The organism is Streptomyces thermocarboxydovorans, assembly GCF_039524635.1.
GTDB lineage: Bacteria > Actinomycetota > Actinomycetes > Streptomycetales > Streptomycetaceae > Streptomyces > Streptomyces thermocarboxydovorans.
The window spans coordinates 12,539-37,781 of the sequence record NZ_BAAAGU010000028.1 but is presented as its reverse complement, the minus strand read 5'-3'; the positions used below and the strand labels follow the sequence as shown (position 1 = coordinate 37,781).

Sequence of the window (25,243 nt, the reverse complement as noted above, 5' to 3'; positions counted from 1 at the left end):
TGCGGCTCAGGCCGCCGTCGGCGCCGCCGCGTGGCCCTGGATACGGGCGACGACCTCGGTCAGCTGCTCCGCCACCTCGGTGTCCTCGGCCGGGTGGGTCTCGGCGAAGCGCGTCATGGAGCCCGGGATGGAGAGCTTGATGTCCTCGAGCACCTTCGCGCCGGCGATGCCGACCGCCTTGCGGGTCTCGTCCTGCGCCCAGGCGCCGCCGTACTGGCCGAAGGCGGTGCCGACCACGGCGACCGGCTTGCCGCTGAGCGCACCGGCGCCATAGGGACGCGACAGCCAGTCGATGGCGTTCTTCAGCACGGCCGGGATGGTGCCGTTGTACTCGGGCGTGAACAGCAGCAGCGCGTCGGCGCTGCCGGCGGCCTCGCGCAGCTTCACCGCGGCGGCCGGGACGCTGCCCTCGACGTCGATGTCCTCGTTGTAGAAGGGGATGTCGGCCAGCCCCTCGTAGACGTCGACGCTGGTGCCCTCCGGCGCGAGCTTGACGGCCGCCTCGGCGAGCTGGCGGTTGTGCGAGCCGGCGCGGAGGCTGCCGACGAGGGCGAGGATGCGAACGGACATGAAGATCTCCTGGGGGGTGTGAAACAAGCCCTTAACAAACCGGACCGAGGTCCGCTTCTCTTGTAGCACTCTAACCGGACCACGGTCCAGTTTCATTCCGATGCTTTACGCTGGCTTCATGTCCGCCGTTCAGCCGCCCACTCCGACGTCGCCGGAGCCCGTCGAGTCGCAGGAACTGCTCCAGCTCGGTGCGGAGCCCGACCCCTGCCTGCGCGCCGACGCCGCACGCAACCGGGCACGTCTGCTGGAGGCCGCCGCCCGCCTCGTGGCCGAGCGCGGCGCGGACTGCCTCACCATGGACGCCGTCGCCGCCGAGGCCAACGTGGGCAAGGGGACCGTCTTCCGCCGCTTCGGCGACCGGACCGGACTGCTGTCGGCCCTGCTCGACCACTCCGAGCGCAAGTTCCAGGCCGCCTTCCTCAGCGGCCCGCCGCCGCTGGGGCCCGGCGCGCCTCCGGTGGAGCGCCTGCGCGCCTTCGGCCTCGCCATGCTGCGCCGCACCTCGGAGGAGCTCGAACTGCAACTGGCGGCCGAGCCCGCCGCGGACCGCCGCTTCACCGCACCGCCGCGCAGGGTGCTGCGCCACCATGTGACGCTGCTGCTGCGCGAGGCCGTGCCGGACGCGGACTCCGAGCTGCTGGCGCACACCCTGATGGCGCCGCTGGACCCCGCGCTGGTCCACCACCTCACCCGGCAGTGCGGCATGCCGCTCAGCCGCCTGGAGGAGGCCTGGGTGGACCTGGTCGACCGGGTGACGGGAGGGACCGAGCGGGGCGCGGACGGGGCCGACCGGGTGGCGGACGGGGCCGGCTGACCCCTTGCGGCGGCCCTCCTGGATCTGACGACCGCGTCGCTCAACTCCCCCGGCTGAAGGCGCCGTTCGGGCTTCTGCTTAGATGCGGTACGTCATGGTGCAGATACCGAAACAGTCCGCCCCTTCGTCCCCCGCACCGACGCGCCCGGTCCCCACGAGCGCCGATGTGGCCCGCCTGGCCGGCGTCTCGCGCGCGACCGTCTCCTACGTCCTGAACAACGCCGGTGCCGTCCGGATCAGCGAGCCCACCCGCCGCCGGGTCCGCGAGGCCGCCCGCGAGCTCGGATACGTCCCGCACGCCGCGGCGCGCAGCCTGCGCGCGGGGCAAAGCCGTACGGTCCTGATGCCCGCCCCCGCCTTCCCGGTCGGCCCCCTGTACAGCAGGTTCATCACCGAACTGCAGGAGGCGCTGGGCCGGCTCGACTACACCGTCGTGCAGTTCGGCACCACCGGCGGTCACGACGACGAGGCCGCCCGCGCCTGGGCGGAACTGCGGCCCGTGGCCGTCCTCGTGCCCGGCTCCGGTCTCGGGCCGAGCGGAGTCGCGGTGCTCAAGCGCTCCGGCGCCCGGGCGGTGATCACCCTGGGCCCGGAGTCCGTCGAGGGCGCCCACGCCCTCCTGCTGGACCACGAGGTCGTCGGCCACAGCGCAGGCGCCCACCTCTTCGACCGCGGCAGGCGCCGCATCGGCGTCGTCGTCCCCCGCGACCGGGGCCTGGAGGCGTTCTCCGCGCCCCGCCTCGCCGGGGTGCGCGAGGCGCTGCACGGCACCGACGCCGAGGTCACCGAACTGCCCCTCGCCTACGACGAGGAGGCCGCCGCCCGGCTCGCCGCCCGCTGGCGCGACCTCGGCCTGGACGCCGTGTTCACCTACAACGACGAGTACGCCATGCTGCTGATGCGTGCCCTGCTCGACGAGGGCATCCGCATCCCCGAGGAGACCGCCGTGGTGGGCGCCGACAACCTGGTGCTCGGCCGGCTGCTGCGGCCCCGGCTGAGCACCGTCCACCTGGAACTGCCCTCCGGCTGCGAGCTGGCCGAACTGGTCGACCGCGCCGTGCGCGACCCGGCCGCCGCGCCCGAGGCACACAAGGTGCTCGGCGCGACGGTGGTGCAGCGCGAGTCCAGCTGACGCGACCCCGCGGGCCGGAGTGCCCGCAACCCGTCAGCCGAGGTGGTCCGGCGAAACTCAGGCGCCCTGGCCCGGCGCCTGAGCCTGGCCCTGCTGTGCCTGCTGCTCGGCGATCTGCCGGCGGACCTCGTCCATGTCCAGCTTGCGCGCCTGCCCGATGACATCGGTCAGCGCCGCCTCCGGAAGGGCACCCGGCTGGGCGAACACCGCGACCTGATCCCGGACGATCATCAGCGTGGGGATCGACTGGATCCCGAAGGCCGCGGCCAGCTCCGGCTGCGCCTCCGTGTCCACCTTGCCGAACACCAGATCGGGGTTCTCCTCCGCGGCCTTCTCGTAGACCGGGGCGAACTGCCGGCACGGCCCGCACCACTCCGCCCAGAAGTCGATCAGCACGAACTCGTTGTCCGTGACCATCTGGTCGAAGTTCTCCTTGGTGAGCTCAACGGTGCTGCTCATGGCGTGGTCTCTCTTCCTGGTGTCGGGTCGAGCCGTCGGCACAACACGGCCGGCCGGTCACGTATTCCGCGCCCCTACCCATGTGGCCACCGCGCACACCACCCACCAGACTGACGCCATGACGGAATCGCAATCGACGCACAACGCACCCATCGCCTACGACGTCGTGGTGCTCGGGGCCGGACCCGTGGGGGAGAACGTCGCCGACCGCACCCGCGCGGCCGGCCTCACCACCGCCGTCGTGGAGAGTGAACTGGTCGGCGGCGAATGCTCCTACTGGGCGTGCATGCCCAGCAAGAGCCTGCTGCGCCCGGTCATCGCCCGCGCCGACGCGCGCCGCGTCCCCGGCCTGCGCCGATCCGTGCAGGGCCCCCTCGACACCGCCGATGTCCTGGCCCACCGGGACTACGAGACCTCCGGCTGGGACGACGCCGGACAGGTCTCCTGGCTGGAGAGCATCGGCGCCGACCTGTACCGGGGGCACGGGCGGATCACCGGAGAGCGCACGGTGACCGTCACCGGCTCCGACGGCAGCCGGCACGTCCTCACCGCCCGCCATGCCGTCGCCGTCTGCACCGGCAGCCGCGCCCAGCTGCCCGACCTGCCCGGACTCGACGAGATCGAACCGTGGACCAGCCGGGAGGCCACCAGCGCCAAGGCGGCACCCGGCCGGCTCGTCGTGGTCGGCGGCGGCGTGGTCGCCACCGAGATGGCCACCGCCTGGCAGGCCCTCGGCTCCCGCGTCACCCTCCTCGTCCGCGGCGGCGGCCTGCTGTCCCGCATGGAGCCGTTCGCCGGGGAACTGGTCGCCGAGGCGCTCGCCGAGGCCGGCGCCGACATCCGCACCGGCACCTCGGTGACCTCGGTGAGCCGCGAGAACGGCACGCTCATGGTGGTCACCGGCAAGGGCGACCGCATCGAGGCCGACGAGATCCTCTTCGCCACCGGCCGCGCCCCGCGCACCGACGACATCGGGCTCGAGACGATCGGCCTCGAGCCGGGCTCCTGGCTCCCCGTGGACGACAGCCTCCGGGTGACCGGCCACGACTGGCTCTACGCCGTGGGCGACGTCAACCGCCGTGCCCTGCTCACCCACCAGGGCAAGTACCAGGCCCGTGTCGCGGGCGCCGCGATCGCCGCCCGCGCCGCGGGCGAACCCGTGGCGACCGACCCCTGGGGCGCGCATGTCGCGACCGCGGACGGCGCCGCCGTCCCCCAGGTCGTCTTCACCGACCCCGAGGCGGCGGCCGTCGGCCTCTCCCTCGCCGAGGCGGAGCAGGCCGGCCACCGCGTCCGCGCCGTCGACGTCGACCTCGCCACCGTCGCCGGGGCCGGCCTCTACGCCGACGGCTACCGGGGCCGCGCCCGGATGGTCGTCGACGTGGAGGAGGAGATCCTGCGCGGAGTCACCTTCGTCGGCCCCGGCGTCGGCGAACTCATCCACTCGGCGACCATCGCGGTCACCGCCCGGGTCCCAGTGCCCCGCCTGTGGCACGCGGTCCCCTCCTACCCGACGATCAGCGAGGTCTGGCTCCGCCTGCTGGAGGCGTACCGCGACAGCTGACGTGCCGCCGGCACGGGCGGGCCAGCGGTTGGTGGCTCGGCCGGCCGCCTCCGGCGCCCGACCGGGCGGAGGTCACCGGCTCGCGGCCCGGCCGACAACCCCCGTCTCCCGGCCCAGGCGGCAGCCACCAGCCACCAGCCCCCGGTTCAGCCGGCGGTCACCGCCTCCCGGTTCATGCGGAGGCCGCCCGTACCCCGCTCATACGAGGGCCACCCGTACCCCCTCATGCGGAGGCCACCAGCTCCAGGTAGTCCTCGCTCCACAGGTCCTCCTCCGCCTCCGGCAGCAGCAGTACCCGGTCGGGGCGCAGGGCCGTGACGGCCCCCTCGTCGTGGGTCACCATGACGATCGCGCCCGGATAGGTGCCCACCGCCGCCAGCACCTCTTCCCGGGACGCCGGATCGAGGTTGTTCGTGGGCTCGTCGAGCAGCAGCACGTTCGCCCCCGAGTGCACCAGCCCGGCCAGCGCGAGCCGGGTCTTCTCGCCGCCGGAGAGCACGCCGACCGGCTTGTCCGCGTCGTCGCCCGAGAACAGGAACGACCCCAGCACGCCCCGCACTTCACCGTCCGTCAGATGCGGAGCCACCGACGCCAGCTGCCGGCGCACGGTCAGGTCGGGGCGCAGGGTGTCGTGCTCCTGGGCGAAGTAGCCCAGCCGCAGCCCGTGCCCGTGCACCACCCTGCCCTCGTCCGGCAGGTCGCGGCCCGCCAGGATGCGCAACAGGGTCGTCTTACCGGCCCCGTTGGGCCCCAGCACCACCAGCCGGCTGCCCCGGTCCACGGCCAGATCGACACCGCGCAGGACCCGCTGCCCGCCGTACGCCTTGGCGAGGCTCACCGCACCGAGCGGGATCCGCCCGCAGGGCGCCGGCTCGGGCAGCCGGATCCGCGCCGTCCGCTCCTTGCGCCGCTCCGGTTCCAGCTCGGCCAGCAGACGGTCGGCGCGGCGGGCCATGTTGCGCGCGGCCACCGCGGTCGACACCCGGGCCCGCATCCGGTCCGCCTGGGCGTGCAGCGAGGCCGCCTTGCGCTCGGCGTTGGCCCGCTCCCGCCTGCGCCGCCGCTCGTCCGCCTCCTGCCGGGCCAGATACGTGTCCCAGCCGGTGTTGTGGACGTCCAGCGCGGCGCGCTGCGGATCGAGATGGAAGACCCGGTTCACCGTGTCGGCGAGCAGGGATGTGTCGTGACTGATCATCACCAGCCCGCCCCGGAAGCTCGTCAGAAAGCCGCGCAGCCAGTCGACCGCGTCCGTGTCCAGGTGGTTGGCCGGCTCGTCCAGCAGCAGCGTGTCGTGGCCCGCGAACAGGATCCGGGCCAGTTCCACCCGCCGGCGCTGACCGCCGGAGAGCGCGGCGAGCTGCCGCTCCATCAGCGCTGACGACAGTCCGACACCGGCCGCGACCCGGGCGGCCTCGGCCTCCGCCGCATACCCGCCGCGCGCCTGGAAGTCGGCCTCGGCGCGCACATACGCCTTCATCGACCGCTCGGTGCCGTCCGCCATCGCCTCCTCGGCCCGGCGCAACGCCCGTACGGCACGGTCGAGTCCGCGCGCGGACAGGATGCGCTCGGCGACGGTGACCGACTGGTCCGCGGCACGGGAGTCCTGCGGCAGGTGACCGATGCCGCCGACGCGCGTGACGGTCCCGGAGGCGGGCCGCAGGGCCCCGGCCAGGACGTTCAGCAAGGTGGTCTTGCCGGCGCCGTTGCGTCCCACCAGGCCGACGCGGTCGCCGGGGGAGACGTGGAAGGAAACGCCGGACAGCAGCAGACGCGCGCCCACGCGCACGTCGACATCACGAACGGTGATCATGAGACGACGCTCCGAACAAGCAAGAGGACACACGGGTGACGTGAAAGCGGGTCCTCAGCTAAGAAATTCGGGGCGTAGACATGCGGCCAAGGTAACCGGGGCGGTGGGCCGGGCGCAGCCGAATTTTTCCGCGGGCCCCGGTCGGCAGAGTTCTTCCGCGCGCCCCGCCGTTTCAGAGGCCTTCGCAGTCGCAGTCACCGGACCGCCGGCGGGCGACACGGGCGGGCGACACCGGCGGGCCGTCTGCAGACCTCCGGACTACGGCAGTTCGAACCCCAGGGCCCGCGCCGCCTCCTCGGCAGTCGGCTGCGACCAGCGTTCCGCCAGCGCCTGCTGCGAGGCCAGCGAGCGCAGTTCGGCACGGTCGAGGTAGAGGATGCCGTCGAGGTGGTCCGTCTCGTGCTGCACGATCCGTGCAGGCCAGCCGGTGAAGACCTCGTCGAAGGACCGGCCGTGCTCGTCCTGCCCCCTCAGCCGCACCGCGGCCGGACGCGCGACCACCGCCTGATAGCCGGGCACGCTCAGACAGCCCTCGTAGAACGCGACCCGTTCCGGGCCGGCCGGCTCGTACGCCGGATTGATCAGCACCCGGAACGGCTGCGGCGTCCGCCCCCGCGCCCGGCGCACCTCCTCCGGGACCGGAGCCGGATCCTCCATCACCGCGATCCGCAGCGGAACGCCCACCTGCGGCGCGGCCAGCCCCACCCCCGGCGCCTCGTGCATGGTGAGGCGCAGCGCCTCGACGAAACGGGCCAGCAGACCGGGATCCAGCTGCCCGTCGAACGGCTCGGCGCCGCGCCGCAGCACCGGATCACCGGCGGCGACGATCGTCAACGGGCCGGGGACGGCGAGAAGTTCCTCCACCTGGGCGGCGATCGTTCCCTGACGTTCGGCGTGTCCCATCGCGCCAGCATGCCATGCCCCGACCGAACCCCCACCGCCCCACGTGGCACAGGTCACTCGCACTGCGCGGGAACTCCACGCCCCTCCGCCCCGACTACTGCATCGCTACCGCATCGCCAGGCCGGACACACGCCACGGAGGCCCCCACCGATGACCACCGCCCCGATCACCGAGGACGAGGCTCCCCGAACCGCCGCCACGCCACCGCGACGAAGCGGCTGGGCCGCCCTGCGCCCGCTGCTGCTGCGCCTGCACTTCTACGCGGGCGTCCTGGTGGCACCCTTCCTGCTCGTCGCCGCCCTCACCGGTCTGCTGTACGCGGCCTCCTTCCAGGCCGAGAAGATCGTCTACGACCATGAGCTGACCGTCCCCGTCGGCGACCGCAAGCTGCCCGTGTCCGAGCAGGTGGCCGCCGCCCGCGAGGCGCACCCCGAGGGCACCGTCTCCGCCGTACGCCCCTCGCCCGAGGCCGACGCGACGACCAGGGTGCTGCTGTCCGGCGTACCGGGCGTGGACCCCGACCACACCCTCGCCGTGTTCGTCGACCCGTACACCGCCGAGGTGCGCGGCGCCCTCGAACAGTACGGCTCCACCGGCGCGCTGCCCCTGCGCACCTGGATCTCCGAGCTCCACCGCGACCTGCACCTGGGCGAGACCGGCCGCCTCTGCAGCGAGTTGGCCGCCAGCTGGCTGTGGGTCGTCGCGTGCGGCGGCGTCGTGCTGTGGCTCTTCCGGCGCCGCGCCCTGCGCAAGGTACGCGGCACCACCGGCCGGCGCCGCACGCTCGCCCTGCACGGCAGCCTCGGCCTGTGGACCGCCGCCGGATTCGTCTTCCTCTCGGCGACCGGACTGACCTGGTCCACGTACGCCGGTGCCTCCATCGGCGAGCTGCGTGCCGCCCTCGGCCAGGAGACCCCCTCGGTGTCCGCGACGGCGAGCGGAGAGCACGCCGGCCACGACACCGCCGGCGGGGCGGCGGGCGATGCCGCCCACGGCGTGGGGCTCGATCAGGTCCTCGCGGCCGCACGCGCGAAGGACCTCGGCGACCCCGTGGAGATCGTCCCGCCCGCCGACGCCGGGTCCGCGTACGTCGTCAAGCAGGTGGGGCGTTCCTGGCCCACCGAGCAGGATGCCGTGGCCGTCGACCCGGCCACCGGCGAGGTCACCGAGGTGCTGCGCTTCGCCGACTACCCCGTGCTCGCCAAGCTCACCCGCTGGGGCATCGACCTGCACACCGGCACCCTCTTCGGCCTGCCCAACCAGCTGGCGCTGATGCTGCTGGCCGCCGCCCTGATCCTGCTGATCCTCTGGGGCTACCGCATGTGGTGGCAGCGCGGCCGCGGCCGGGCCTTCGGCCGCCCCGTCCCGCGCGGCGCCTGGCAGCAGGTCCCGCCGTACGTCGTCGTCCCCGCCCTCGCCGCGATTGCCGTCCTCGGCTACTTCATGCCCCTGCTCGGCATCCCGCTGGCCGCGTTCCTCGCCGTCGACATCCTGCTCGGCGAGCTCGCCCACCGGCGGACCCGGCGGGCCTCAGCCCCAACCGACTAGGCCGGACCGACCCCTCCGACACCGGTGCCCGGCTCCACAGGGGGGAGCCGGGCACTGTCCCTGGGCGGACCGCCGACGTCCGGTCGTCCGCCCCCGGCGTTCCTCGTCACAGGTCCCTGACCAAGACCTGTGACGAGGAACCCGCCCCGGCCCTGCCCAGGCACGTCGGTCTCGGTCAGCCCACATCACCCTTGGTCAGTCTCCGTCAATCCCCGTCAGTCCTCATCGAACCGCCCCTCGAACGCCGAGGCGATCCGCAGATGGGACGCGGCCTCCTGGTGCCGCCCCTGCCGCTGGAGGGTCCGGCCGAGCATCAGCCGGGCGTAGTGCTCCACCGGGTCACGCTCGACGATGGTCCTCAGCTCCGCCTCCGCGCGGCGCAGTTGGGCAGAGTGGTAGTAGGCGCGGGCCAGCAGCAGCCGCGGCCCGGTCTGCTCCGGCACCTCCTCGACCAGCCCCTCCAGGACACGCGCGGCGGCGGCGTAGTCCTTGGCGTCGAAGAACATCCCGGCGCGCTCCCAGCGCTCGGCGGGCGTTCCGTGGTCGTAGTACGTGGTGTCCACTCGTGACCTCCTCGAAGGCCCGCAACGGACGGAAGCGATCCGCTATTCCACTGCCCCTGCCGGCGAGGCATCCGGAGGGCGTCTCGCCCCCGATCGGGCCGATCCCGCTGCGACGGACTGACGCATCGCACGCCCCGCGGCTAGGTTGTCCGGCATGAGCAACCTTGAGCGCGAGGCGGTCCCCTCCGTGTGCGGCGGGCGGGGTTTCGTGGTCGCCGAACCGGTGCGGGAACTCCTCAGCCCCCGGCACGTCCGGCTCGGCGAGTCCACCGAGGTACGGCGGCTGCTGCCGAACCTCGGCCGGCGCATGATCGGCGCCTGGTGCTTCGTCGACCACTACGGCCCCGACGACATCGCCGACGAGCCCGGCATGCAGGTGCCCCCGCATCCCCACATGGGCCTGCAGACCGTGAGCTGGCTGCACGAGGGCGAGGTGCTGCACCGCGACTCCACCGGCAGCCTCCAGCTGATCCGCCCGCGGGAACTGGGCCTGATGACCTCCGGCCGGGCGATCAGCCACTCCGAGGAGAGCCCCCGCGAGCATGCCCGCTTCCTGCACGGCGCCCAGCTCTGGGTGGCGCTCCCCGACAGCCACCGCCACAGCGACCCGCACTTCGAGCACCACGCCGACCTGCCCGTGGTCACGGCACCGGGCCTGAGGGCCACCCTGATCCTCGGCAGCCTGGACGGCGCCACGTCCCCCGGCACCACCTACACCCCCATCGTCGGCGCCGACCTGGCCCTCACCCAGGGCGCCGACCTCCGCCTCCCCCTCGAAGCCGACTTCGAGTACGCCGTCCTCGCCATGTCCGGCGAGGCCCACGTCGACGGCGTCCCAGTCCTGCCGGGCTCCATGCTCTACCTCGGCTGCGGCCGCGCCGAACTCCCGCTGCGCGCCGAGTCGGACGCCGGTCTGATGCTGCTCGGCGGTGAGCCGTTCGAGGAGGAACTCATCATGTTCTGGAACTGGATCGGACGGTCGCAGGAGGAGATCGCACAGGCCCGCCGGGACTGGATGGAAGGGACACGGTTCGGGGAAGTGAAGGGGTACGACGGGGATCCGCTGCCGGCCCCCGAGCTGCCGCCGACACGCCTGAAGCCGCGGGGAAGAGTCCGCTGACCTGCCGAAATGGCTGAGTGCGCTTGACGCAGGCGGCCTCACACCGTCTGTCCAACGGCCGCGGAACAGCCCGGCCGGCTCGCCCCTCGGCGAAGGGCGCCTCCCCCCGATAAGCTGGGTGAGCCGGCAACACCCCTGGGCGGGGCAGGCACCGGCCGCTCACGGTTGAGGGCCGGACGACTGATCGATCTGGAAGGTGCCGTCATGGCCGAGCAGATCACCTACCGCCGAGTTTACGAAGAGGCCTCACCCAAAGACGGCAAGCGGGTCCTTGTCGACCGTGTCTGGCCACGGGGTATGCGCAAGGACGACGCACACCTGGACGAGTGGCTGCGCGATGTCGCCCCATCGACCGACCTGCGCCGCTGGTACGGCCACGAGCCCAGCCGGTTCGCTGAGTTCCGCCGCCGCTACCTCTCCGAGTTGAAGGATGACGGACACCGGCAGGCCGCCGAGCATCTGCGTGACCTCGCCGCCCACGACAAGCTCACGCTCCTCACTGCCACTAAGGACGTGGATCACAGCCAGGCGGCCGTACTCGCGGAATGGCTGAGCGACACCTGACCCGGTACAGCGAGCCTCTGACCGCGTCGGATTCTGCGGGTCGGCACACCGGTTCCCCAGCTGGTCGGTTAATGAATGCGACGTCGGCGGCTGTAGCAGTCGCCGTCACCTTTCTCTGGCTCGGGATGGTGCTTGCGATCTCCTTCCTGGACGCGCCGTTGAAGTGTCGGGCTCCGGGCGTGACGATCCCGATCGGCCTCGGCCGGATGGTCTTCCGCGCGCTCAACCTCGTGGAGACAGCCCTGGCCGTCCTGGCCGGACAGCTTGCCGTCATCCGCCCACGCCTGAACAGGTGTTCCGACGCCGTACTCGCTGGTGAGGACCCCGCGCGGCACCGCGCCCGCGCCCACCTGTATGACGTGGCACTCGAGCTTGTGAAGGTGTTGTCCCTGCTCGCGCTGTGGCAGCAGGATCTGCTGCAGCGATTCGGCGAGCTGGCGGCCGATGCGCTCCTGTACCGAGAAGCGGCGGGCGAACAGCCGCACCAGCCTGGTCAGCTTGGACAGACCGAGGATGTGCTCGTGGGCGATGTACCCGATGTACGCCTTGCCGAAGAACGGCAAAGCGTGGTGCTCACAGAGAGCGAAGAACGGGATCGGTCCCTCGACGATCTGGCTGATCCGGCAGTCCGACCCTCCGTGGCATTCGGTTTCGAAGGCGGTGACCAACTTCTCGTCGCCTTCGTATCCGCTGGTGGCGTCGAAGAGGGCACGTAGGAAGCGGCGGGGGGTGTCCGCGGTAGCCTCTGACCCAATGGCCAGGCCCAGCGCCCCGAAGATCTCACTTATGTATCCCTCGAACCGTTGCCAGTCCTCGGGGCCGATCTGCCGCGGAGACACGGCCGCCCACTCGGCCTCGTCCGTGACGGGTACCAGGCTCTCGCCGACCATCCCCACGACGGGCGGGGGGCCCGTGCATCTGCGTGAGTCGCTCGTTCATATGCGCCCTCAAGATGCGATGAACATCCCGCGAAGCCGACTCGTTCCATTGTCGCTCTGCATGCGCCGGAGTGCTGAGTGAGTTCCTGTGGCGTCTGTGGTGGCACACCGAGTCTCCGGTCAGAGCTTCGGTCCACTGCCGGCTGGTCCGTAGAGATCCAGCAGGCGGGTCCGGGTGGACTGAAGTCGGTTGCCGACCACGGTAGCGACGCAACGTGTGATCGCCAGCCCAAGGACCGGCTCCTCGTCGATCAGCGTGCGCACCGCTGACGCGTCGAATTCCAGGGCGTGTACCGGGCCATGCGCCTCGGCGCCCAGCTGCCACGTGTGCGGCGGGACCAGCCACGACCAGCCGAGCAGTTCGCCTTGGCCGATGGCGTCGACAGTCGCTGCCCGGCGACCAGGGACGTGTACGTCGAGAGCAACCAATCCGGTGAGGACGACCCAGAATCGGTCGGCCCTGCTGCCCTCCTCGAAGATGCGGGCGCCTGCGGGGAAAGACACGTCGGCCGCGAACTTCAGCAAGCGGTCGCGGTCCGCGGGCGAGAGCAGACTCAGCAAGTTCGTCGTGGTGGCCATCCAGGACCTCCCTCAGATGTACCGTCTGCCTGGCATTTCCTTCCGAGGAGAGGCGGCGACCGGAGCCGCTGCGAAGAACCTGCCAGCAAGGTCCCAACCCTTCCTCGGGCCCTGGGGTCGCGGCGTCGGGGCGCTACCCGAGAGACGTACAGATGGGCGGTGCGTCTGTGCCTGCGCCGTATCGCCTCGCAGAGCCCTGAGGGCCTGCTGCAAGAGTGCGGTTGCGCTTCTCCTGTGCTGTCAGCATCGGAGAAGCCCGGCAAGCACCTCGGCTTTACTTGTCTCGGGATGTTTGGTTGCGGTGAGCAGTGTCAGGGTTCGATCTTCTGCCAGATCACGCAGGTGCGCCAGCGCGTCCGCGCGTTCGGGACCTTGGAGTTCGGCCTGGTAACGGTGGCTGAACTCCGCGAAGCGACCGGGGTTGCGGATGTACCACTTCCGTAGCTCTACGGAGGGTGCGATCTGCTGGCACCACTCGTCGAGGTGGGCCTTCTCCTTCGTCATGCCCCGGGGCCAGATGCGGTCGACCAGCACTCTGGTGCCGTCGGTCTGCGCCGGTGCGTCGTAGACGCGGCGGACGCGCACCGTTGGCTTGTGTGTCATTGGGGGACCTCCTGGTGAATCTCCGCTTCTTCCGCCGTCACACGTAGTAACGCGAAATGATCTCCAGTCGCGCCACTTCGTCCGGTCCGGGATAGGCCACCAGGACCGGCAGGCCACTGGGATCCCGGCCTTCGATGAGGGTGAACCCCTCACCTTCCCTGGTGTCGAAACGGTCGGAGCGGGCCCTGAGTACGCTCTCGCACCGCTGGAAGTCTTCGGGGCCGTCCGCCGTCCAGATCACGTACTGGGCGCCCACGTGGCCCACGGGATGCAGGGCATTCGGGCCCACGGAGCGTAGATACACCTGGAAGCCGTTGCGGCTCACGAGCAGCGCGGCGCTGGCGGTGCGTACGGTGACCTCCATTTTCAGCAGCTCCGCGTAAAAGTCGGCCGATGTGTCGTGGTCGTGGACAAACACCACGACCGAGGCCAGCCGGGGGCCGGGCCCATCCGATCCGCTACCGGCCGACTCGGAATTCGCAGGGAGCTGCACAGGCTGCCGACCGGAGGACGCCGCTCCATGTGGGTAAGCCATACGGCCCCCTTCCGCCTTCGACCCGATACGAGAGCTTTTTCTGGGATTCTTCCCGGTCCGGTTTCCACGCTACCCGGACGGTGTCGTGCTGGCTGGGGATGCGCCGCAGACCCATGGCGGCAGGGCCGCGGATGGTCAGCCTGGCCATGCAAGGAACCCTCCGACGATGGTGCCGTAGGCGAGGTGTGCCGTGAGGGTGACGGCGGGTGTGCCGGGCCCGTAGTTGAGCATCAGGAAGCCGGGTGGTTCGAGCAGTGCGACATGGGGGGCGCTGGTTTCGGGTTGGCCCATGCGCGGGTGGACGAGTGGCAGCAGGATGTTGACGAGAGCGGTGGTGGCGAACAGTCCGTGGACGAGGCCGAAGACGCATCCCAGCCACCAGCTGCTGTACCCGATGGCGGCGAAGACCGCGTAGTAGAGCAGGGCAAACACCAGCCCGTTGATGAAGTGCGCGCCGTAGCCGAGGGCCTTGGCGCGGGTCCGGTCACTGGTGAAAGCGGTCCCCAGCAGGAACGGCAGATCGATGCGGGTGAGGCTCAGGGCATTGGCCGCGCGCAGTCCGGTGGTCAGGACCAGGGTGCCGACGAGCCCGCCCGCCAGTGCGGCCCAGACGCTCATCTGGTGGCCTCCCCGATTGCGCAGGCGGCGCTGATCAAGGCGAGGTGGGACAAGCCCTGGGGCAGGTTGCCGAGGAATTCGCCGGTGGTCGGGTCGATCTCCTCGCTGTAGAGACCGACGTCGTTGGCGAGGGCCACAAGTTGGTCCATAAGGACGGCGGCTTCGTCGGCACGGCCGCAAAGGGCGAGGGCTTCGGCGAGCCAGAAGGAGCAAGCGAGGAAGGCGCCCTCGCTGCCGGTAACTCCGTCGGCGCCGAGGTAGCGGCTGACGTAGGGACCGTTCTGCAATGCTTGCTGGATGGCGGCGACGGTGCCGCGCATGCGCGGGTCGCCGGGCGACCGGTAGCCGTGGAGCAGCCCGAGCAGGAGGCCGGCGTCCAGCTCGTCACTGTCGGCGGAGCGCACGTAACTGTTCAGTCGGAGGCTGAAGCAGCGGTCGTCGATGAACTCGGCGATGGCCTGCCGTTCGCGCCGCCAGCGAGATGCGCGCCGGTCGGGGATCAGCCGCCGCTCGGCTAGGTCGAGGGCGCGGTCGAGGGCGACCCAGCACATCATCTTGGACTGGGTGAAGTGCCCGGGAGCGCTGCGGACCTCCCAGATGCCCGTGTCGGGCTGCTGCCAGGTTGAGCAGACGAAATCGGCGGTCTGGGCCAGCCGGCGGGCGATGTCGGCGTCGAGCCGATGGCCTGCCGTGGTGTACAGCCACGCGGTCTGCAGAAGCTCTCCGTACGTGTCCAGCTGGAGCTGGTCGGCAGCGGCGTTGCCGATGCGTACGGGCGTCGAGCCGCGGTAGCCCGAGAGTGCAAGCGTCTTCTCGGGGGCGCGGGCGCCGCCGTCGAGGCGGTAGAGGACGCGCAGACGGGGGTGGGTGAGCTGGGAGGCGTGCATGAGCCACCAGAAGTAGCCGGTCGCTTCCGGTGCGCAAGCCAGCTTCAGGAAGGCGTTCAGGGTGAAGGCGGAGTCGCGGATCCAGCTGAAGCGGTAGTCCCAGTTGCGTTCCCCGCCGAGTTCCTCGGGCAACGAGCAGGTCGCCGCGGCTGCGACCGCGCCGGAGGGAGCGAAGACAAGGAGTTTGAGAGCGAGGGCGCTGCGCAGCACCGCCTCGCGCCAGGGGCCCGCGTAGGTGCGGCTGCCCGCCCACTGTCGCCAAGTGGCGATGGTGCGGTCCAGACGGGCCTCGCAGTCGGCTCGTGTGGGGAGTACCAGCGGTTCCCGGTGCGCGTAAGACAGCGCGAGCACGGCCCGGGTGCCCACATCGGCACGGAAGCGGGATACGACGGCATCGGGATCGGGCTGCGGCTCTCCCGCGTTCCAGGCGCAGACGGCGACGGCCTCAGGTCCCGACGTGACGACGTGAACGCCCGCGCGATACGTCAGATGCGGTGCACGGGAGCCGTAGCCGAAGCGCGGCTGGACACTCCAGCGCATGGGGACGCTTCCCGCCAGGCCCTCGATCCGCCGGACCAGCTCCCGGGCAGGAGCCAGGGAGCTGGTGTCGGGAAGGGTCAGTGCGTCGGTGACCCGAACCGTGCCGTCTGTGGTGGTGAACGTGGTCTCCAGCACGTTGGTGCCAGGCAGGTAGCGGCGGGAGGCGGTGTAGGACCCCTCCGGCCGGAGGAGGAACCGTCCTCCCCGGGCGTGGTCGAGCACGGCGGCGAACAGGGTCGGTGAGTCAAGGTCCGGCCAGGCCAGCCAGTCCACCGCGCCGTCCCGGGCGATGAGCGCGACGCAGCGGCCGTCCCCGATCACCGCATAGTCTCGCAGTTCTGTGTACCCGTCCACGCGCGCCGGCTGGCCGCCCCGCACGTCTGACATATCAGGCGGACCTGTCGGCCGGCTCCTGGGCACGTCCGGTGCCGACGATGGAGAACCCGAACGGGGCGGTGCAGGTGTCACCTAAAGGCCCTTTTCCGTCATCTGTGGCGTCCTGCTCGAGGAGGAGGCCGGTCAGTCGTGGGTCGGGGGCGGTGGAACGGCCGGTCGACAGCTCCGGCCGCGTCATACCTGGGCCAGCCGTTCAAGCCGCGTGGGAGCCGCGATGCAGGTGGATCAGTTCGGAGCTCTGCACCGCCTCTTCATCGCTTTCCTGGAGGCGGGTGAGCCGGATGCCGACGTGGTAGTCCTGGACCAGCGTCCAGCCCAGGAAACCGGCCCCGAGCGTGCAGGCGAGTCCGGCTGAGGACAGTGCCAGCCCGGGAGTGACGCCAGTCGCCGGCCCATCCCAATGGGTGGCGTAGACGGCAAGGCTCGCGCCGAAGAGGCCAAGCGCCGCGACATTGAGAATGCCGTGGGCGATGCCGACGGTCTTTGCCGCCGACCGGCGGGGGATGCCGAACACCAGATCAGCGATACCGGGCAGGGCTGCCAGCAGTGCTGTACCAACCCCTGCGACGTTGAGGGCGATGGCCAGGTTGAGCCAGAACTGTTGCCCACTGGCCGCATAGACGGCGAAACCCACCAGCGTGCCGGTGTAGCAGGCGATGGGGAAGGCGACGAGCATCGGGTGAATCGGATGGCCGGCGATGGTGATCTTGCTGTACATGGCACCTCCAAGCCGGTTGGTTTGCTGAGCCTTCTCCAGCCTCTCCCTCGCTGTGCAGGAACGCCAACAGGAGCCGATCAGCGGTTGGGATCCCGGGCCCTACGGGGGCTTGGCCCCTCACCGCTCACAGGCTCCGTCGGCTCGCGGGTGCTCACTGAGGGTGAGGCCCAAGGGGTGTGGTCCCTCTCTTGGAAGCGCCTGTTCAGGAGGCTCGGCGGACTACGAGCGCCGTGATGTCGTCCCGCTGTTCACCCGCGGTGTGTTGGTTCAAGTCCTTGGTCAATCTGTCGGCAACTGCCCACGGGGAGACGTCCGCCCAGGCCCGCAGGCGCTCTTCGAGGGGATAGAAGGCGCCGGTGACGCTGCGTGCCTCGGTGACGCCGTCGCTGCAGGCAAGAAGAGTGACCCCAGGCGGAAACGGGAACCATACGACAGTCCGGGGTTTCGGAGCGAGGTCCGCAAGACCAAGGGGCACGCCGGGGTCGCCCAGACGCATAGGCGTCACCCCTTCCGTGTCCAGCAGGTAGGGCGGCGGGTGGCCGCAGTTGACCGCCTGCGCGTCCGTCGAGGCGTCGATGCCCAGGATGAGGGCGGTGACGAACCGTTCAGGTTCGCCGCTCTGCTGGGCGACAGCATTGTGGCGGACGACGGCCCTTTCCAGGTCGTCCACGAGCGCAGTCAGTGTCGGCTCGCGCAAGGCGGCCTCGCGGAACGCTCCGAGCGCGGCGAAGGCGGCTCCGATGGCAGGCAGGCCCTTGCCCTGGACATCGCCGAAGAGCAGGCGGGTGCCGTACGGCGAGGCCACCGCCTCGTAGATGTCTCCTCCTACCAGCCGGTCCTGTTCCACTGGCAGGTACACGCCGTCAACGATCACCCGGTCGGTCAGGACAGGAAGCGGGCGCAGCACCTGCCGTTGCAGGGCGACAGCCGTGGAACGGACGCGGCGGAGATCCCGTTCGCGCCGGATCCGCAAGTGGCAGGTCAGGACACTCAGCACGCCAAGGGTTGCGGCCAACGCCATGATGATCATGTAGTCGTACCACGAGGGGAGTGGCCTGTAGAGCATTACGCCAGTGATGACGATCAACACCCAGCCGACGGCGTAGATGGTCTGCCGCACCGTGCCGATCGCCGCCGGGAAGGCCGGCAGCAGGATCAGGAGGGGGGTGAGCCGCACCGTACGGTCATCGATGATCATTTCCAGTGCCACGATCGGGACCGTCAGCGCGACTACATAGGCCATCGGAGCTCTGATCGCGCTTCTGGGAAGTGGCTCAAGCGCGCTCTCGGAGCGTGGAAGTGGCGCGTCGGCTGTGCGGGATGGCAAACGCCTGCGGAACACACCACCAGCTTCCTTCAGCCCTTTCGGCCCCGCAACGGCGGATACCGCACTCTGTTCATGTGATCACTGGCCTTTTCGCGGGCTGTTCCTGCCTGCATGCGCCGGGGCATGGACACAGGCGTGAGGGCTCGCTGCGTACCGGCGCGGCATGCCTTCCGCGCCCAGTCATCTTCGGCCACCAGAAATGGAAGCCGGAGAACATGGCGAAGACGGCGGTTGCCGAAGACGACGTAGTGGAAGTGAGCGACGACGAAATAGGAATCCGTGACGTGGAAGTCCATGGGCGGCGAAGCCAGCAGGACACCCGTCAGACCCCCGAACAGAAAGGTGACCATGAAGCCCGTCGCCCACAGCATCGGAGTCCCGAAACTCAGCGAACCCTTCCACATGGTGCCGATCCAGTCGAAGAACTTCACGCCGGCCGGGACCGCGATGAGGTAGGACATGAAAGAGAAGAACGGCAGCAGGACACCGCCGGTGGCGAACATGTGGTGCGCCCGCACCGTCGCCGAGAGGAGACGCCGGCTCGAGTTGCGCCCTGCCGATTTGCGACGATCATGGAGTAATGAGCTGGGCTCGGAGTACCGGGTTGCCACTCGGCATGGCCGAGGTGGTGGCGCGCGTCTGGGCGGCTGGCGCGTCTGGGTGGCTGGAACGGCACTGGGCGGCTGGATCGGCACACTCCGCCTACGCGGCCCGCGGCAGAACACCGACGCTTCGGCGGCGGGGAAGCCCTGCAGGACTGGCCCGCGAAATTCGGGTGGTGCGCTACCCAGAACTGATGAGCGGTCCCTTGTGCTAGACCGATGCGCAGCAGACCCGCCCGCAGATGTGTGGTCGTCGTGCTCACAAAACCCGCCTCCACTTCCGGAGAAGGGAGAGGGATCGTGGTCGCAAGGACCGGCGTTTTTGGCGCCCTGGCCAAAGAGCATCGCGATCAGCTCATGTCGCTCGCTCGTGACGTGTGGTTCGACGTCGACGAGCGCATCTTCGACGAGGGCGGCAAGGCCGACCGCTTCTGGATCATTCGCACGGGCACCGTCGCCCTCGACGTTCGCGTGCCCGGCCGCCCTGCAGCGGTCATCGAGAGACTCGGCGTCGGGGAACTGCTGGGCTGGTCCTGGCTGGTCCCTCCCCATCACTGGTATCTGGGAGCCCAGGCCACCAGCCCGGTCCGGGCCTACGAATTCGACGCGACGGTGGTCCGTGAGCTGTGCGGGAAGAACCCGGAGCTGCGGCACGAGCTGTGGACCTACGTCGCCGAGGTGATCGGAAGCCGGCTCAGGTCCGCCCGGGTGCGACTGCTCGACCTCTATGCCCCCTACGGCGCCGGTGAAGTGCCCTGACGAGGCGAGATGGCTTGGCCTGCAACTTCACTGAGAATCACGAGGATGGAGGCATACGGCGTTGGTGAACCATGCGGCCAGGCCGACACACGGTCGGCCTGGCCCGGTATGCGGATGCGGGCCGCTGGCCCTCCAGAGACGATGGAGTGACAGGCAGGCTCTGGTGCGGGCCGCGGATGAACAGCAGCAAGCCCGTCCGCTTGGCGCGCGGGAGGAGCGGCAGCGTCATGAATCCGTTGAACACACTGAACGATGCCGGAGTGTCGATCTGGCTGGACGATCTCAGCCGGGAGCGGCTGGTGTCCGGGAGCCTGGCGGACCTGGTCGCGCGGGACCGGGTGGTGGGGGTGACCACCAATCCGACGATCTTCGCCAAGGCCATCACGAGCGGCGACGCATACGACGAACAGATCCGTGACCTGGCCGCCCGCGGAGTCGGGGTCGGTGAGGCGCTGCGGGCGCTGACCACCACCGATGTCCGGTGGGCGTGTGACGTGCTGCGCCCGGTCTACGACGTGACGGACGGTGTCGACGGGCGGGTCTCCATCGAGGTCGATCCCCGGCTCGCGCACGACACGGAGGCGACGATCGCTGAGGCGCGGGCGCTGTGGTGGCTGGTCGACCGGCCCAACCTGTTCGTGAAGATCCCGGCCGCCCGGCAGGGCCTGCAGGCGATCGCCGCGTGTCTGGCCGAGGGCATCAGCATCAACGTCACGTTGATCTTCTCTCTAGCCCGCTATGACGAGGTCGTGGATGCCTTCCTCGACGGGATGGAACGGGCCCGCGATGCGGGCCGGGAACTCTCCGGCATCGGCTCGGTGGCTTCGTTCTTCGTCTCCCGCGTCGACGCCGAAGCGGACGCCCGCCTGGACAAGATCGGCACAGCGCAGGCGGTCGAGCTGCGGGGCCGTTTGGCGATCGCCAATGCGCGGCTGGCTTACCAGCACTACGAGCGGGTTCTCTCCTCACCTCGCTGGCACGCCCTTCGGGGGGCGGGGGCCCATCCGCAGCGTCCGCTGTGGGCTTCGACCTCCGTCAAGGATCCCGCCTACCCCGACACGCGCTACGTGACCGAACTGGTCGCACCCGGCGTGGTCAACACCATGCCGGAGGCCACCTTGCGCGCGGTTGCCGACCACGGCCGTATACCGGTCGACTCGGTCCGCGCCCACTACGACGACGCTGAGCAGGTTCTCGCCGGGCTGCGGGCCGTCGGCGTGGACTATGGCGACCTCGTGCAGACCCTTGAGGACGAGGGCGTGTCGAAGTTCGACGCCAGTTGGGAGCAGCTCTCCGAGCAGCTCGCCGAAACGTTGCGGAGATGTCCCGCAACCCGGGAAGGGAACTGACGATGTCCGCGAACGACGCGTGTGTGATCGTCGGGGCCAGCCTGGCCGGGGCCAAGGCCGCCCAGGCCCTGCGTGATGAGGGCTTCGACGGCCCGCTGGTTCTGATCGGGGACGAAAGCGAACGGCCCTACGAACGGCCGCCGTTGTCCAAGGGCTACCTGATGGGCAAGGACGCGCGGGAGCAGATCTACGTCCATCCGCCGCAGTGGTACTCCGAACACAGCGTGGACCTGAGGCTCGGCATCGCGGTCACCGCCGTCGATCCGGCCGCGCGCGAGGTGACACTCGCCGACGGCAGCCGGGTCGGCTACGGCAAGCTGCTGCTGACCACCGGATCCTCGCCGCGCCGCCTGCCTGTCCCGGGTGCGGAGCTGGAGCGGGTGCTGTACCTGCGGCGGGTCGAGGACAGCGACCAGATCAAGGAAGCGTTCCAGTCCGCCTCACGGGCAGTGGTCGTCGGCGCGGGGTGGATCGGTCTGGAGACCACTGCCGCCGCCCGCGCGGCTGGTGTGGAGGTCACCGTGCTGGAGATGGCCGAGCTGCCGCTGCTGCGGGTCCTCGGCCGCGAGGTCGCCCAGGTCTTCGCCGACCTGCACCGCGACCACGGCGTGGACCTGCGGTTCGGTGCACAGCTCGCCGAGATCACCGGCAACGGCGGCGCGGCGGACGGGGTACGGCTGTCCGATGGCACCCGCATCGACGCCGACGTGGTCATCGTCGGGGTCGGCATCACGCCGAACATCGGGCTGGCGCAGGAGGCGGGCCTTGAGGTCGACAACGGCATTCGCGTCGACGAACGGCTACGCACCTCCTACCCGGACATCTACGCCGCCGGTGACGTCGCCAACGCCTTTCACCCGCTGCTGGGCAAGCACATCCGCGTCGAGCACTGGGCCAACGCGCTGAACCAGCCGCAGACCGCGGCCAAGGCGATGCTCGGCCGCCAGGACGCGGTGTACGACAGGGTGCCGTACTTCTTCACCGACCAGTACGACCTGGGCATGGAGTATGCCGGGTACGTCGAACCGGGCGGCTACGACCAGGTCGTCTTCCGCGGTGATGTACCCGGACGCGAGTTCATCGCCTTCTGGCTCGCCGGCAACCGGGTGCTCGCAGGCATGAACGTCAATATGTGGGACGTCAACGACCACCTCCAGGCCCTCGTCCGCACCGCCCAGCCAGTGGACGCAAGGAGGCTCACCGACCCACAGGTGCCCCTCGAGGCTCTCGTCCCCAGCGCCCAGCACCGGTGAGCGGTTCAGCAGCCGGCCATGACCGTGGCCGGTGCGGTGTGACAGTGGCTGCACCGGTAGCGGTGTGGCAGATACGACGGCCGCTTCCTGACGCTGATCAGAATGCTGCCCGGCCGGCCGCCGCGAGCCACCTCGGAAGGATTCCCGATGGCCGACACTCCCGCGCACGTCCCGGCTGGTCCGATCGTGGTCGGCACGGACGGCTCCCCGCACGCCCGGCGCGCCGTGCTCTTCGCTCTGCTCGAGGCACAGCTGCGCGGTACCGGTTTGCGGGCAGTCTGTGCTTACGACTACACCCCTGCTCGTTTCACGGGCTACGGATGGATGGCTGTTCCCGGAGGTGCCACCACGCTTTATGAACAGCTCCACGACGTCGCCCGGCAGGCGGTGACCGAGACGGTCCACGAACTACGGAAGCAGCTCGGCGGACCCCACGTGGAGGTGGAGATCATCGCCGAGGCGGGTCGCCCGGCGCAGGTTCTGCTGGACGCGAGCAAGAACGCCTCTCTGCTGGTGGTCGGCACCCGCGGTTCGGGCGTCTGGGGGCGCCTCACGCTCGGATCGACCAGCACCGAGGTCGTGCACCACGCTCACCTGCCCGTCGTAGTCGTGCCGGCCGACTCCCGCAGCGCCTCCTCCTGACGTCATCCGAGGAACGCTACGGAATGTCGCCTGTCTACGACCTCCGTGTCGGTGGGGGCGACGAATGCTGTCCGGGTGTGGACTCACTCGTTGTCTCCCGCCCGTCTGCGGCGGGCCGGACCACGGCTGGGAGGCTGCTGCGGTTCCGGCAGATCATGGACGGCGGGGATCGGCCGGCTGAGAGGGACGTCCCTGGTCACCTTCAATGGGCTGCCATGGTGGTGGATCATGAGCTCGCTGCCCGCCAGCAAGGTGTATGTGGCCTGTTGGTGGGAGATGTCCACCCGCACGCAGCGCCGGCGGAACTGCACGGCGAAAGCCAGCCGGCTGATCTGCTCGGGCAGCCGCGGGGCGAAGGAGAGGGCGTCCCCGTGGTGTCTCATCCCGCCGAAGCCCGCTACGAGCCCGGTCCAGGTCCCGGCCAGTGAGGCGATATGCAGGCCGTCGCGCGTGTTGCGCTCCAGGTTGGCCAGGTCCATCATCGCGGCTTCGCCGAGGTAGTCGTATGCCAGGCGCAGTTGGCCGACCTCGGCGGCCATCACGGCCTGACTGCCGGCGGACAGCGAGGAGTCCCGGACAGTGAGGGGCTCGTAGTAGGCGAAGTTGCGGGCCTTCTCCTCACTGGTGAACGCGTCGCTGCGCAAGTGCATGGCCAGGACCAGGTCGGCCTGCTTGGTCACCTGTTTGCGGTACAGGTCGAAATACGGGAAATGCAGCAGCAGCGGGTAGCGGTCCGCCGGGGTACCGGCGAAGTCCCACACCTGGTGGGAGGTGAAGCCGGCGGACTGCTCGTGCACGCCGAGTTCCTTGTTGAACGGCAGCACGATCCGTCGGGCGGCATCGCGCCAGGCCGCGGTCTCCTCGTCGTCCACGCCCAGCGAGACGGCCAGGTCGGGGTGGCGCTCGGCCGCGTCCGCGGCGGCGCGCAGATTCTGCTGAGCCATCACATTGGTGTAGGCGTTGTCGTCGGCGATCGCGCTGTACTCGTCCGGCCCGGTGACGCCGTCCAGGTGGAACACTCCGTGCGGGTCGTGGTGGCCGAGGGAGAGCCACAGCCGGGCGGTGTGCACCAGCAGTTCCAGCCCCGCCTCCCGCTCGAAGACGAGGTCGTCACTGGCAGCGGTGTAGCGCACCACCGCATCGGCGATGTCCGCGTTGATGTGGAACGCCGCGGTGCCGGCCGGCCAGTAGGCGGAGCACTCGTCGCCGTCGATGGTCCGCCAGGGGAACGCGGCCCCCGCCAGGCCGAGCTGGCGGGCCCGCCCCAGCGCGGCTGGCAGCGTGGTGTGCCGCCAGCGCAGCGCCGGCCCCACCGTGTGGGGCGCGGTGTAGGTGAGCATCGGCAGCACATACGTCTCGGTGTCCCAGAAGCAGTGGCCGTTGTAGCCCGGGCCGGTCAGGCCCTTGGCGGGGATGGCTCGTTCCTCGGCGCGAGCCGCTGCCTGAAGCACGTGGAACAGCGCGAATCGCACGGCCTGCTGGATCTCGGTGTCGCCTTCCAGCTCGACGTCCGCCCGTGCCCAGAAGACGTCCAGGTATCCGCGCTGTTCGGCGAGCAGGCCCTCCCAGCCGGTGCTGGCCGCCCCGGCCAGGGCGGCATCTACCTGATCTTGGACGGCGGGCAGCGACCTGGCGCCCGACCAGCCGTAGGCGACCGTCTTCTCGACCCGCAGTCGCTGGCCCGGCCGCAGCAGTGAGGTCACCGTCACTCGGCTGAGATCCTGGCCGCTCTCCGCGGAGAAGGTGGTGCCCCGTGGGCCGGTGATCGAGTGGTCGGCTGCCGCCGCCACGCGCAACCCGCTGCGGGCCGTGCGGTGTACCAGCCGCAGCCTGCTGTCCTGAGCAAAGTCCTCCTCGGGCTGCAGGACCGCTCCCAAGGAGGCGGAGACCCGGGGATCGCCCTCCCGTTTCGGAAGCTGTTCGTTGGCGACCAGCTCGGACTGGAGCACGATTCGCACCTCCTCGTGCACTGCCTCGACCTCGTAGGCGATCGCGGCGGTCGCCCGCTGGGTGAGCGAGACCAACCGGGACGAGCGGATGCGCACGGTGCGTCCCGACGGGGTCGTCCACTCGACCGTGCGGTGCAGTACCCCGGCGCGGAAGTCCAGCACCCGCTCGTGGCGGTGCAGTCGGCCGTAGCGCAGGTCGAACGGCTCGTCATCTACCAGCAGCCGTATCACCTTGCCGTTGGTCACGTTGATGATCGTCTGTCCGGACTCCGGGTATCCGTAGCCGGCTTCCGCGTACGGCAGGGGACGGAACTCGAACACGCCGTCGAGGTAGGTACCCGGCAGCCCGTGGGGCTCGCCCTCGTCCAGGTTGCCGCGCCAGCCGATATGGCCGTTGGCCAGCGCGAACACCGACTCGCTCTGCTCCAGCACGTCCAGGTCGAGTGCGCTCTCGCGCAGGCACCACGGTTCGACGGTGTACGCAGGATGGGTGATCATGGC

At 70.3% G+C, this 25,243-nt stretch carries 23 protein-coding genes and 3 pseudogenes; 11 read left to right on the top strand and 15 right to left on the bottom strand.

The genetic code is table 11. From position 1 onward, the window contains the following. Positions 1-6: 6 nt before the first annotated feature. A complete protein-coding gene (locus ABD198_RS14890; protein ID WP_344001278.1) occupies positions 7-570 on the bottom strand; it encodes an NAD(P)H-dependent oxidoreductase in 564 nt (187 codons plus the stop codon). A 118-nt stretch (positions 571-688) separates the two neighbouring features. On the opposite strand from ABD198_RS14890, the gene ABD198_RS14885 reads away from it, so the two are divergent. Then, a complete protein-coding gene (locus ABD198_RS14885; protein WP_344001276.1) occupies positions 689-1,384 on the top strand; it encodes a TetR/AcrR family transcriptional regulator in 696 nt (231 codons plus the stop codon). Positions 1,385-1,478: 94 nt separating this feature from the next. Next, positions 1,479-2,516, top strand: coding sequence for a LacI family DNA-binding transcriptional regulator (locus tag ABD198_RS14880; RefSeq protein ID WP_344001274.1), 1,038 nt, complete (start codon positions 1,479-1,481; stop codon positions 2,514-2,516). 57 nt (positions 2,517-2,573) lie between these two features. Here ABD198_RS14880 and trxA read toward each other — a convergent pair whose 3' ends face one another. After that, on the bottom strand, positions 2,574-2,975 hold the full coding sequence (gene trxA, locus ABD198_RS14875) for a thioredoxin (RefSeq protein ID WP_344001272.1): 402 nt from the start codon (positions 2,973-2,975) through the stop codon (positions 2,574-2,576). 118 nt (positions 2,976-3,093) lie between these two features. On the opposite strand from trxA, the gene ABD198_RS14870 reads away from it, so the two are divergent. After that, a complete protein-coding gene (locus ABD198_RS14870) occupies positions 3,094-4,539 on the top strand; it encodes a dihydrolipoyl dehydrogenase family protein (RefSeq protein ID WP_344001271.1) in 1,446 nt (481 codons plus the stop codon). 223 nt (positions 4,540-4,762) lie between these two features. On the opposite strand, the gene ABD198_RS14865 is transcribed toward ABD198_RS14870, so the two are convergent. Both ABD198_RS14865 and ABD198_RS14860 read right to left on the bottom strand, forming a co-directional pair. Next, positions 4,763-6,349: an ABC-F family ATP-binding cassette domain-containing protein gene (locus tag ABD198_RS14865; RefSeq protein WP_344001269.1), complete on the bottom strand. Its 1,587-nt coding sequence runs from the start codon at positions 6,347-6,349 to the stop codon at positions 4,763-4,765. Between the two features lie 258 nt (positions 6,350-6,607). Further along, entirely contained in the window at positions 6,608-7,252 is a 645-nt protein-coding gene (locus tag ABD198_RS14860; protein ID WP_344001268.1) for a peptide deformylase, read from the bottom strand. A gap of 150 nt (positions 7,253-7,402) precedes the next feature. Here ABD198_RS14860 and ABD198_RS14855 point away from each other — a divergent pair, with 150 nt between their 5' ends. Beyond that, positions 7,403-8,800, top strand: a complete 1,398-nt coding sequence (locus ABD198_RS14855; protein ID WP_344001266.1) for a PepSY-associated TM helix domain-containing protein — start codon at positions 7,403-7,405, stop codon at positions 8,798-8,800. A gap of 215 nt (positions 8,801-9,015) precedes the next feature. Here the strand turns inward: ABD198_RS14855 and ABD198_RS14850 are convergent, their stop codons facing one another. Beyond that, positions 9,016-9,363 carry a tetratricopeptide repeat protein gene (locus ABD198_RS14850; protein ID WP_344001264.1) on the bottom strand — a complete coding sequence of 116 codons (348 nt, stop codon included), beginning with the start codon at positions 9,361-9,363 and terminating at the stop codon, positions 9,016-9,018. Positions 9,364-9,517: 154 nt separating this feature from the next. On the opposite strand from ABD198_RS14850, the gene ABD198_RS14845 reads away from it, so the two are divergent. The 3 genes and pseudogenes from ABD198_RS14845 to ABD198_RS14835 form a co-directional block, all read left to right on the top strand. Further along, the gene (locus tag ABD198_RS14845; protein WP_344001262.1) at positions 9,518-10,483 is read left to right on the top strand and encodes a pirin family protein; all 966 of its coding nucleotides are present in this window, start codon (positions 9,518-9,520) and stop codon (positions 10,481-10,483) included. A 204-nt stretch (positions 10,484-10,687) separates the two neighbouring features. Beyond that, positions 10,688-11,047, top strand: a complete 360-nt coding sequence (locus ABD198_RS14840) for a DUF488 domain-containing protein (protein WP_344001260.1) — start codon at positions 10,688-10,690, stop codon at positions 11,045-11,047. A gap of 71 nt (positions 11,048-11,118) precedes the next feature. Then, positions 11,119-11,448, top strand: a pseudogene (locus tag ABD198_RS14835) (hypothetical protein); the annotation flags it as partial. Positions 11,449-11,505: 57 nt separating this feature from the next. Here the strand turns inward: ABD198_RS14835 and ABD198_RS14830 are convergent. The 9 genes and pseudogenes from ABD198_RS14830 to ABD198_RS14790 all read right to left on the bottom strand — a co-directional run. Beyond that, positions 11,506-11,937 (bottom strand): annotated as a pseudogene (locus ABD198_RS14830) (GTP cyclohydrolase I); the annotation flags it as partial. A gap of 168 nt (positions 11,938-12,105) precedes the next feature. Next, entirely contained in the window at positions 12,106-12,564 is a 459-nt protein-coding gene (locus ABD198_RS14825) for a Crp/Fnr family transcriptional regulator (protein WP_344001258.1), read from the bottom strand. A 240-nt stretch (positions 12,565-12,804) separates the two neighbouring features. Continuing rightward, positions 12,805-13,167, bottom strand: a complete 363-nt coding sequence (locus tag ABD198_RS14820) for a DUF488 domain-containing protein (RefSeq protein WP_344001256.1) — start codon at positions 13,165-13,167, stop codon at positions 12,805-12,807. Between the two features lie 37 nt (positions 13,168-13,204). Beyond that, the gene (locus ABD198_RS14815; RefSeq protein ID WP_344001254.1) at positions 13,205-13,702 is read right to left on the bottom strand and encodes a VOC family protein; all 498 of its coding nucleotides are present in this window, start codon (positions 13,700-13,702) and stop codon (positions 13,205-13,207) included. Between the two features lie 135 nt (positions 13,703-13,837). Beyond that, complete coding sequence (locus ABD198_RS14810) at positions 13,838-14,320, bottom strand: hypothetical protein (RefSeq protein ID WP_344001252.1); 483 nt, start codon at positions 14,318-14,320, stop codon at positions 13,838-13,840. Then, positions 14,317-16,101 (bottom strand): glycoside hydrolase family 15 protein, encoded by a 1,785-nt coding sequence (locus ABD198_RS14805; RefSeq protein ID WP_344001250.1) that lies wholly within the window; start codon positions 16,099-16,101, stop codon positions 14,317-14,319. Before ABD198_RS14805 ends, ABD198_RS14810 begins: the two co-directional genes overlap by 4 nt. Before the next feature lie 235 nt (positions 16,102-16,336). Next, entirely contained in the window at positions 16,337-16,861 is a 525-nt protein-coding gene (locus ABD198_RS14800) for a DUF2231 domain-containing protein (RefSeq protein WP_344001248.1), read from the bottom strand. 202 nt (positions 16,862-17,063) lie between these two features. Then, entirely contained in the window at positions 17,064-18,104 is a 1,041-nt protein-coding gene (locus tag ABD198_RS14795; RefSeq protein WP_344001246.1) for a PP2C family protein-serine/threonine phosphatase, read from the bottom strand. A gap of 256 nt (positions 18,105-18,360) precedes the next feature. Continuing rightward, positions 18,361-18,718, bottom strand: a pseudogene (locus ABD198_RS14790) (cbb3-type cytochrome c oxidase subunit I); the annotation flags it as partial. Between the two features lie 429 nt (positions 18,719-19,147). Between ABD198_RS14790 and ABD198_RS14785 the strand changes: the two are divergent. The 4 genes from ABD198_RS14785 to ABD198_RS14770 all read left to right on the top strand — a co-directional run bounded on the left by ABD198_RS14785 (position 19,148) and on the right by ABD198_RS14770 (position 22,793). Beyond that, positions 19,148-19,549, top strand: coding sequence for a Crp/Fnr family transcriptional regulator (locus ABD198_RS14785; RefSeq protein ID WP_344001244.1), 402 nt, complete (start codon positions 19,148-19,150; stop codon positions 19,547-19,549). A 176-nt stretch (positions 19,550-19,725) separates the two neighbouring features. After that, positions 19,726-20,898, top strand: coding sequence for a transaldolase (gene tal, locus ABD198_RS14780; protein ID WP_425580478.1), 1,173 nt, complete (start codon positions 19,726-19,728; stop codon positions 20,896-20,898). Positions 20,899-20,900: 2 nt separating this feature from the next. Next, the gene (locus ABD198_RS14775) at positions 20,901-22,151 is read left to right on the top strand and encodes an NAD(P)/FAD-dependent oxidoreductase (protein WP_344001242.1); all 1,251 of its coding nucleotides are present in this window, start codon (positions 20,901-20,903) and stop codon (positions 22,149-22,151) included. 147 nt (positions 22,152-22,298) lie between these two features. Continuing rightward, a complete protein-coding gene (locus tag ABD198_RS14770; RefSeq protein ID WP_344001240.1) occupies positions 22,299-22,793 on the top strand; it encodes a universal stress protein in 495 nt (164 codons plus the stop codon). 83 nt (positions 22,794-22,876) lie between these two features. On the opposite strand, the gene ABD198_RS14765 is transcribed toward ABD198_RS14770, so the two are convergent. Then, the gene (locus ABD198_RS14765; protein WP_344001238.1) at positions 22,877-25,240 is read right to left on the bottom strand and encodes a glycoside hydrolase family 65 protein; all 2,364 of its coding nucleotides are present in this window, start codon (positions 25,238-25,240) and stop codon (positions 22,877-22,879) included. Positions 25,241-25,243: the final 3 nt, after the last annotated feature.

Bases quoted from the DNA above. Each gene is read 5' to 3' on its own strand.
- ABD198_RS14840 (WP_344001260.1), top strand. From the start codon at position 10,688: ATGGCCGAGCAGATCACCTACCGCCGAGTTTACGAAGAGGCCTCACCC.
- ABD198_RS14855 (WP_344001266.1), top strand. From the start codon at position 7,403: ATGACCACCGCCCCGATCACCGAGGACGAGGCTCCCCGAACCGCCGCC.
- ABD198_RS14770 (WP_344001240.1), top strand. From the start codon at position 22,299: ATGGCCGACACTCCCGCGCACGTCCCGGCTGGTCCGATCGTGGTCGGC.
- ABD198_RS14870 (WP_344001271.1), top strand. From the start codon at position 3,094: ATGACGGAATCGCAATCGACGCACAACGCACCCATCGCCTACGACGTC.
- ABD198_RS14815 (WP_344001254.1), bottom strand. From the start codon at position 13,702: ATGGCTTACCCACATGGAGCGGCGTCCTCCGGTCGGCAGCCTGTGCAG.
- ABD198_RS14765 (WP_344001238.1), bottom strand. From the start codon at position 25,240: ATGATCACCCATCCTGCGTACACCGTCGAACCGTGGTGCCTGCGCGAG.
- ABD198_RS14795 (WP_344001246.1), bottom strand. From the start codon at position 18,104: ATGGCCTATGTAGTCGCGCTGACGGTCCCGATCGTGGCACTGGAAATG.
- ABD198_RS14810 (WP_344001252.1), bottom strand. From the start codon at position 14,320: ATGAGCGTCTGGGCCGCACTGGCGGGCGGGCTCGTCGGCACCCTGGTC.
- ABD198_RS14860 (WP_344001268.1), bottom strand. From the start codon at position 7,252: ATGGGACACGCCGAACGTCAGGGAACGATCGCCGCCCAGGTGGAGGAA.
- ABD198_RS14865 (WP_344001269.1), bottom strand. From the start codon at position 6,349: ATGATCACCGTTCGTGATGTCGACGTGCGCGTGGGCGCGCGTCTGCTG.
- ABD198_RS14890 (WP_344001278.1), bottom strand. From the start codon at position 570: ATGTCCGTTCGCATCCTCGCCCTCGTCGGCAGCCTCCGCGCCGGCTCG.
- ABD198_RS14825 (WP_344001258.1), bottom strand. From the start codon at position 12,564: ATGGCCACCACGACGAACTTGCTGAGTCTGCTCTCGCCCGCGGACCGC.
- ABD198_RS14885 (WP_344001276.1), top strand. From the start codon at position 689: ATGTCCGCCGTTCAGCCGCCCACTCCGACGTCGCCGGAGCCCGTCGAG.
- ABD198_RS14800 (WP_344001248.1), bottom strand. From the start codon at position 16,861: ATGTACAGCAAGATCACCATCGCCGGCCATCCGATTCACCCGATGCTC.
- ABD198_RS14775 (WP_344001242.1), top strand. From the start codon at position 20,901: ATGTCCGCGAACGACGCGTGTGTGATCGTCGGGGCCAGCCTGGCCGGG.
- ABD198_RS14880 (WP_344001274.1), top strand. From the start codon at position 1,479: ATGGTGCAGATACCGAAACAGTCCGCCCCTTCGTCCCCCGCACCGACG.
- ABD198_RS14845 (WP_344001262.1), top strand. From the start codon at position 9,518: ATGAGCAACCTTGAGCGCGAGGCGGTCCCCTCCGTGTGCGGCGGGCGG.
- ABD198_RS14820 (WP_344001256.1), bottom strand. From the start codon at position 13,167: ATGACACACAAGCCAACGGTGCGCGTCCGCCGCGTCTACGACGCACCG.
- trxA (WP_344001272.1), bottom strand. From the start codon at position 2,975: ATGAGCAGCACCGTTGAGCTCACCAAGGAGAACTTCGACCAGATGGTC.
- ABD198_RS14785 (WP_344001244.1), top strand. From the start codon at position 19,148: ATGTCGCTCGCTCGTGACGTGTGGTTCGACGTCGACGAGCGCATCTTC.
- tal (WP_425580478.1), top strand. From the start codon at position 19,726: ATGAACAGCAGCAAGCCCGTCCGCTTGGCGCGCGGGAGGAGCGGCAGC.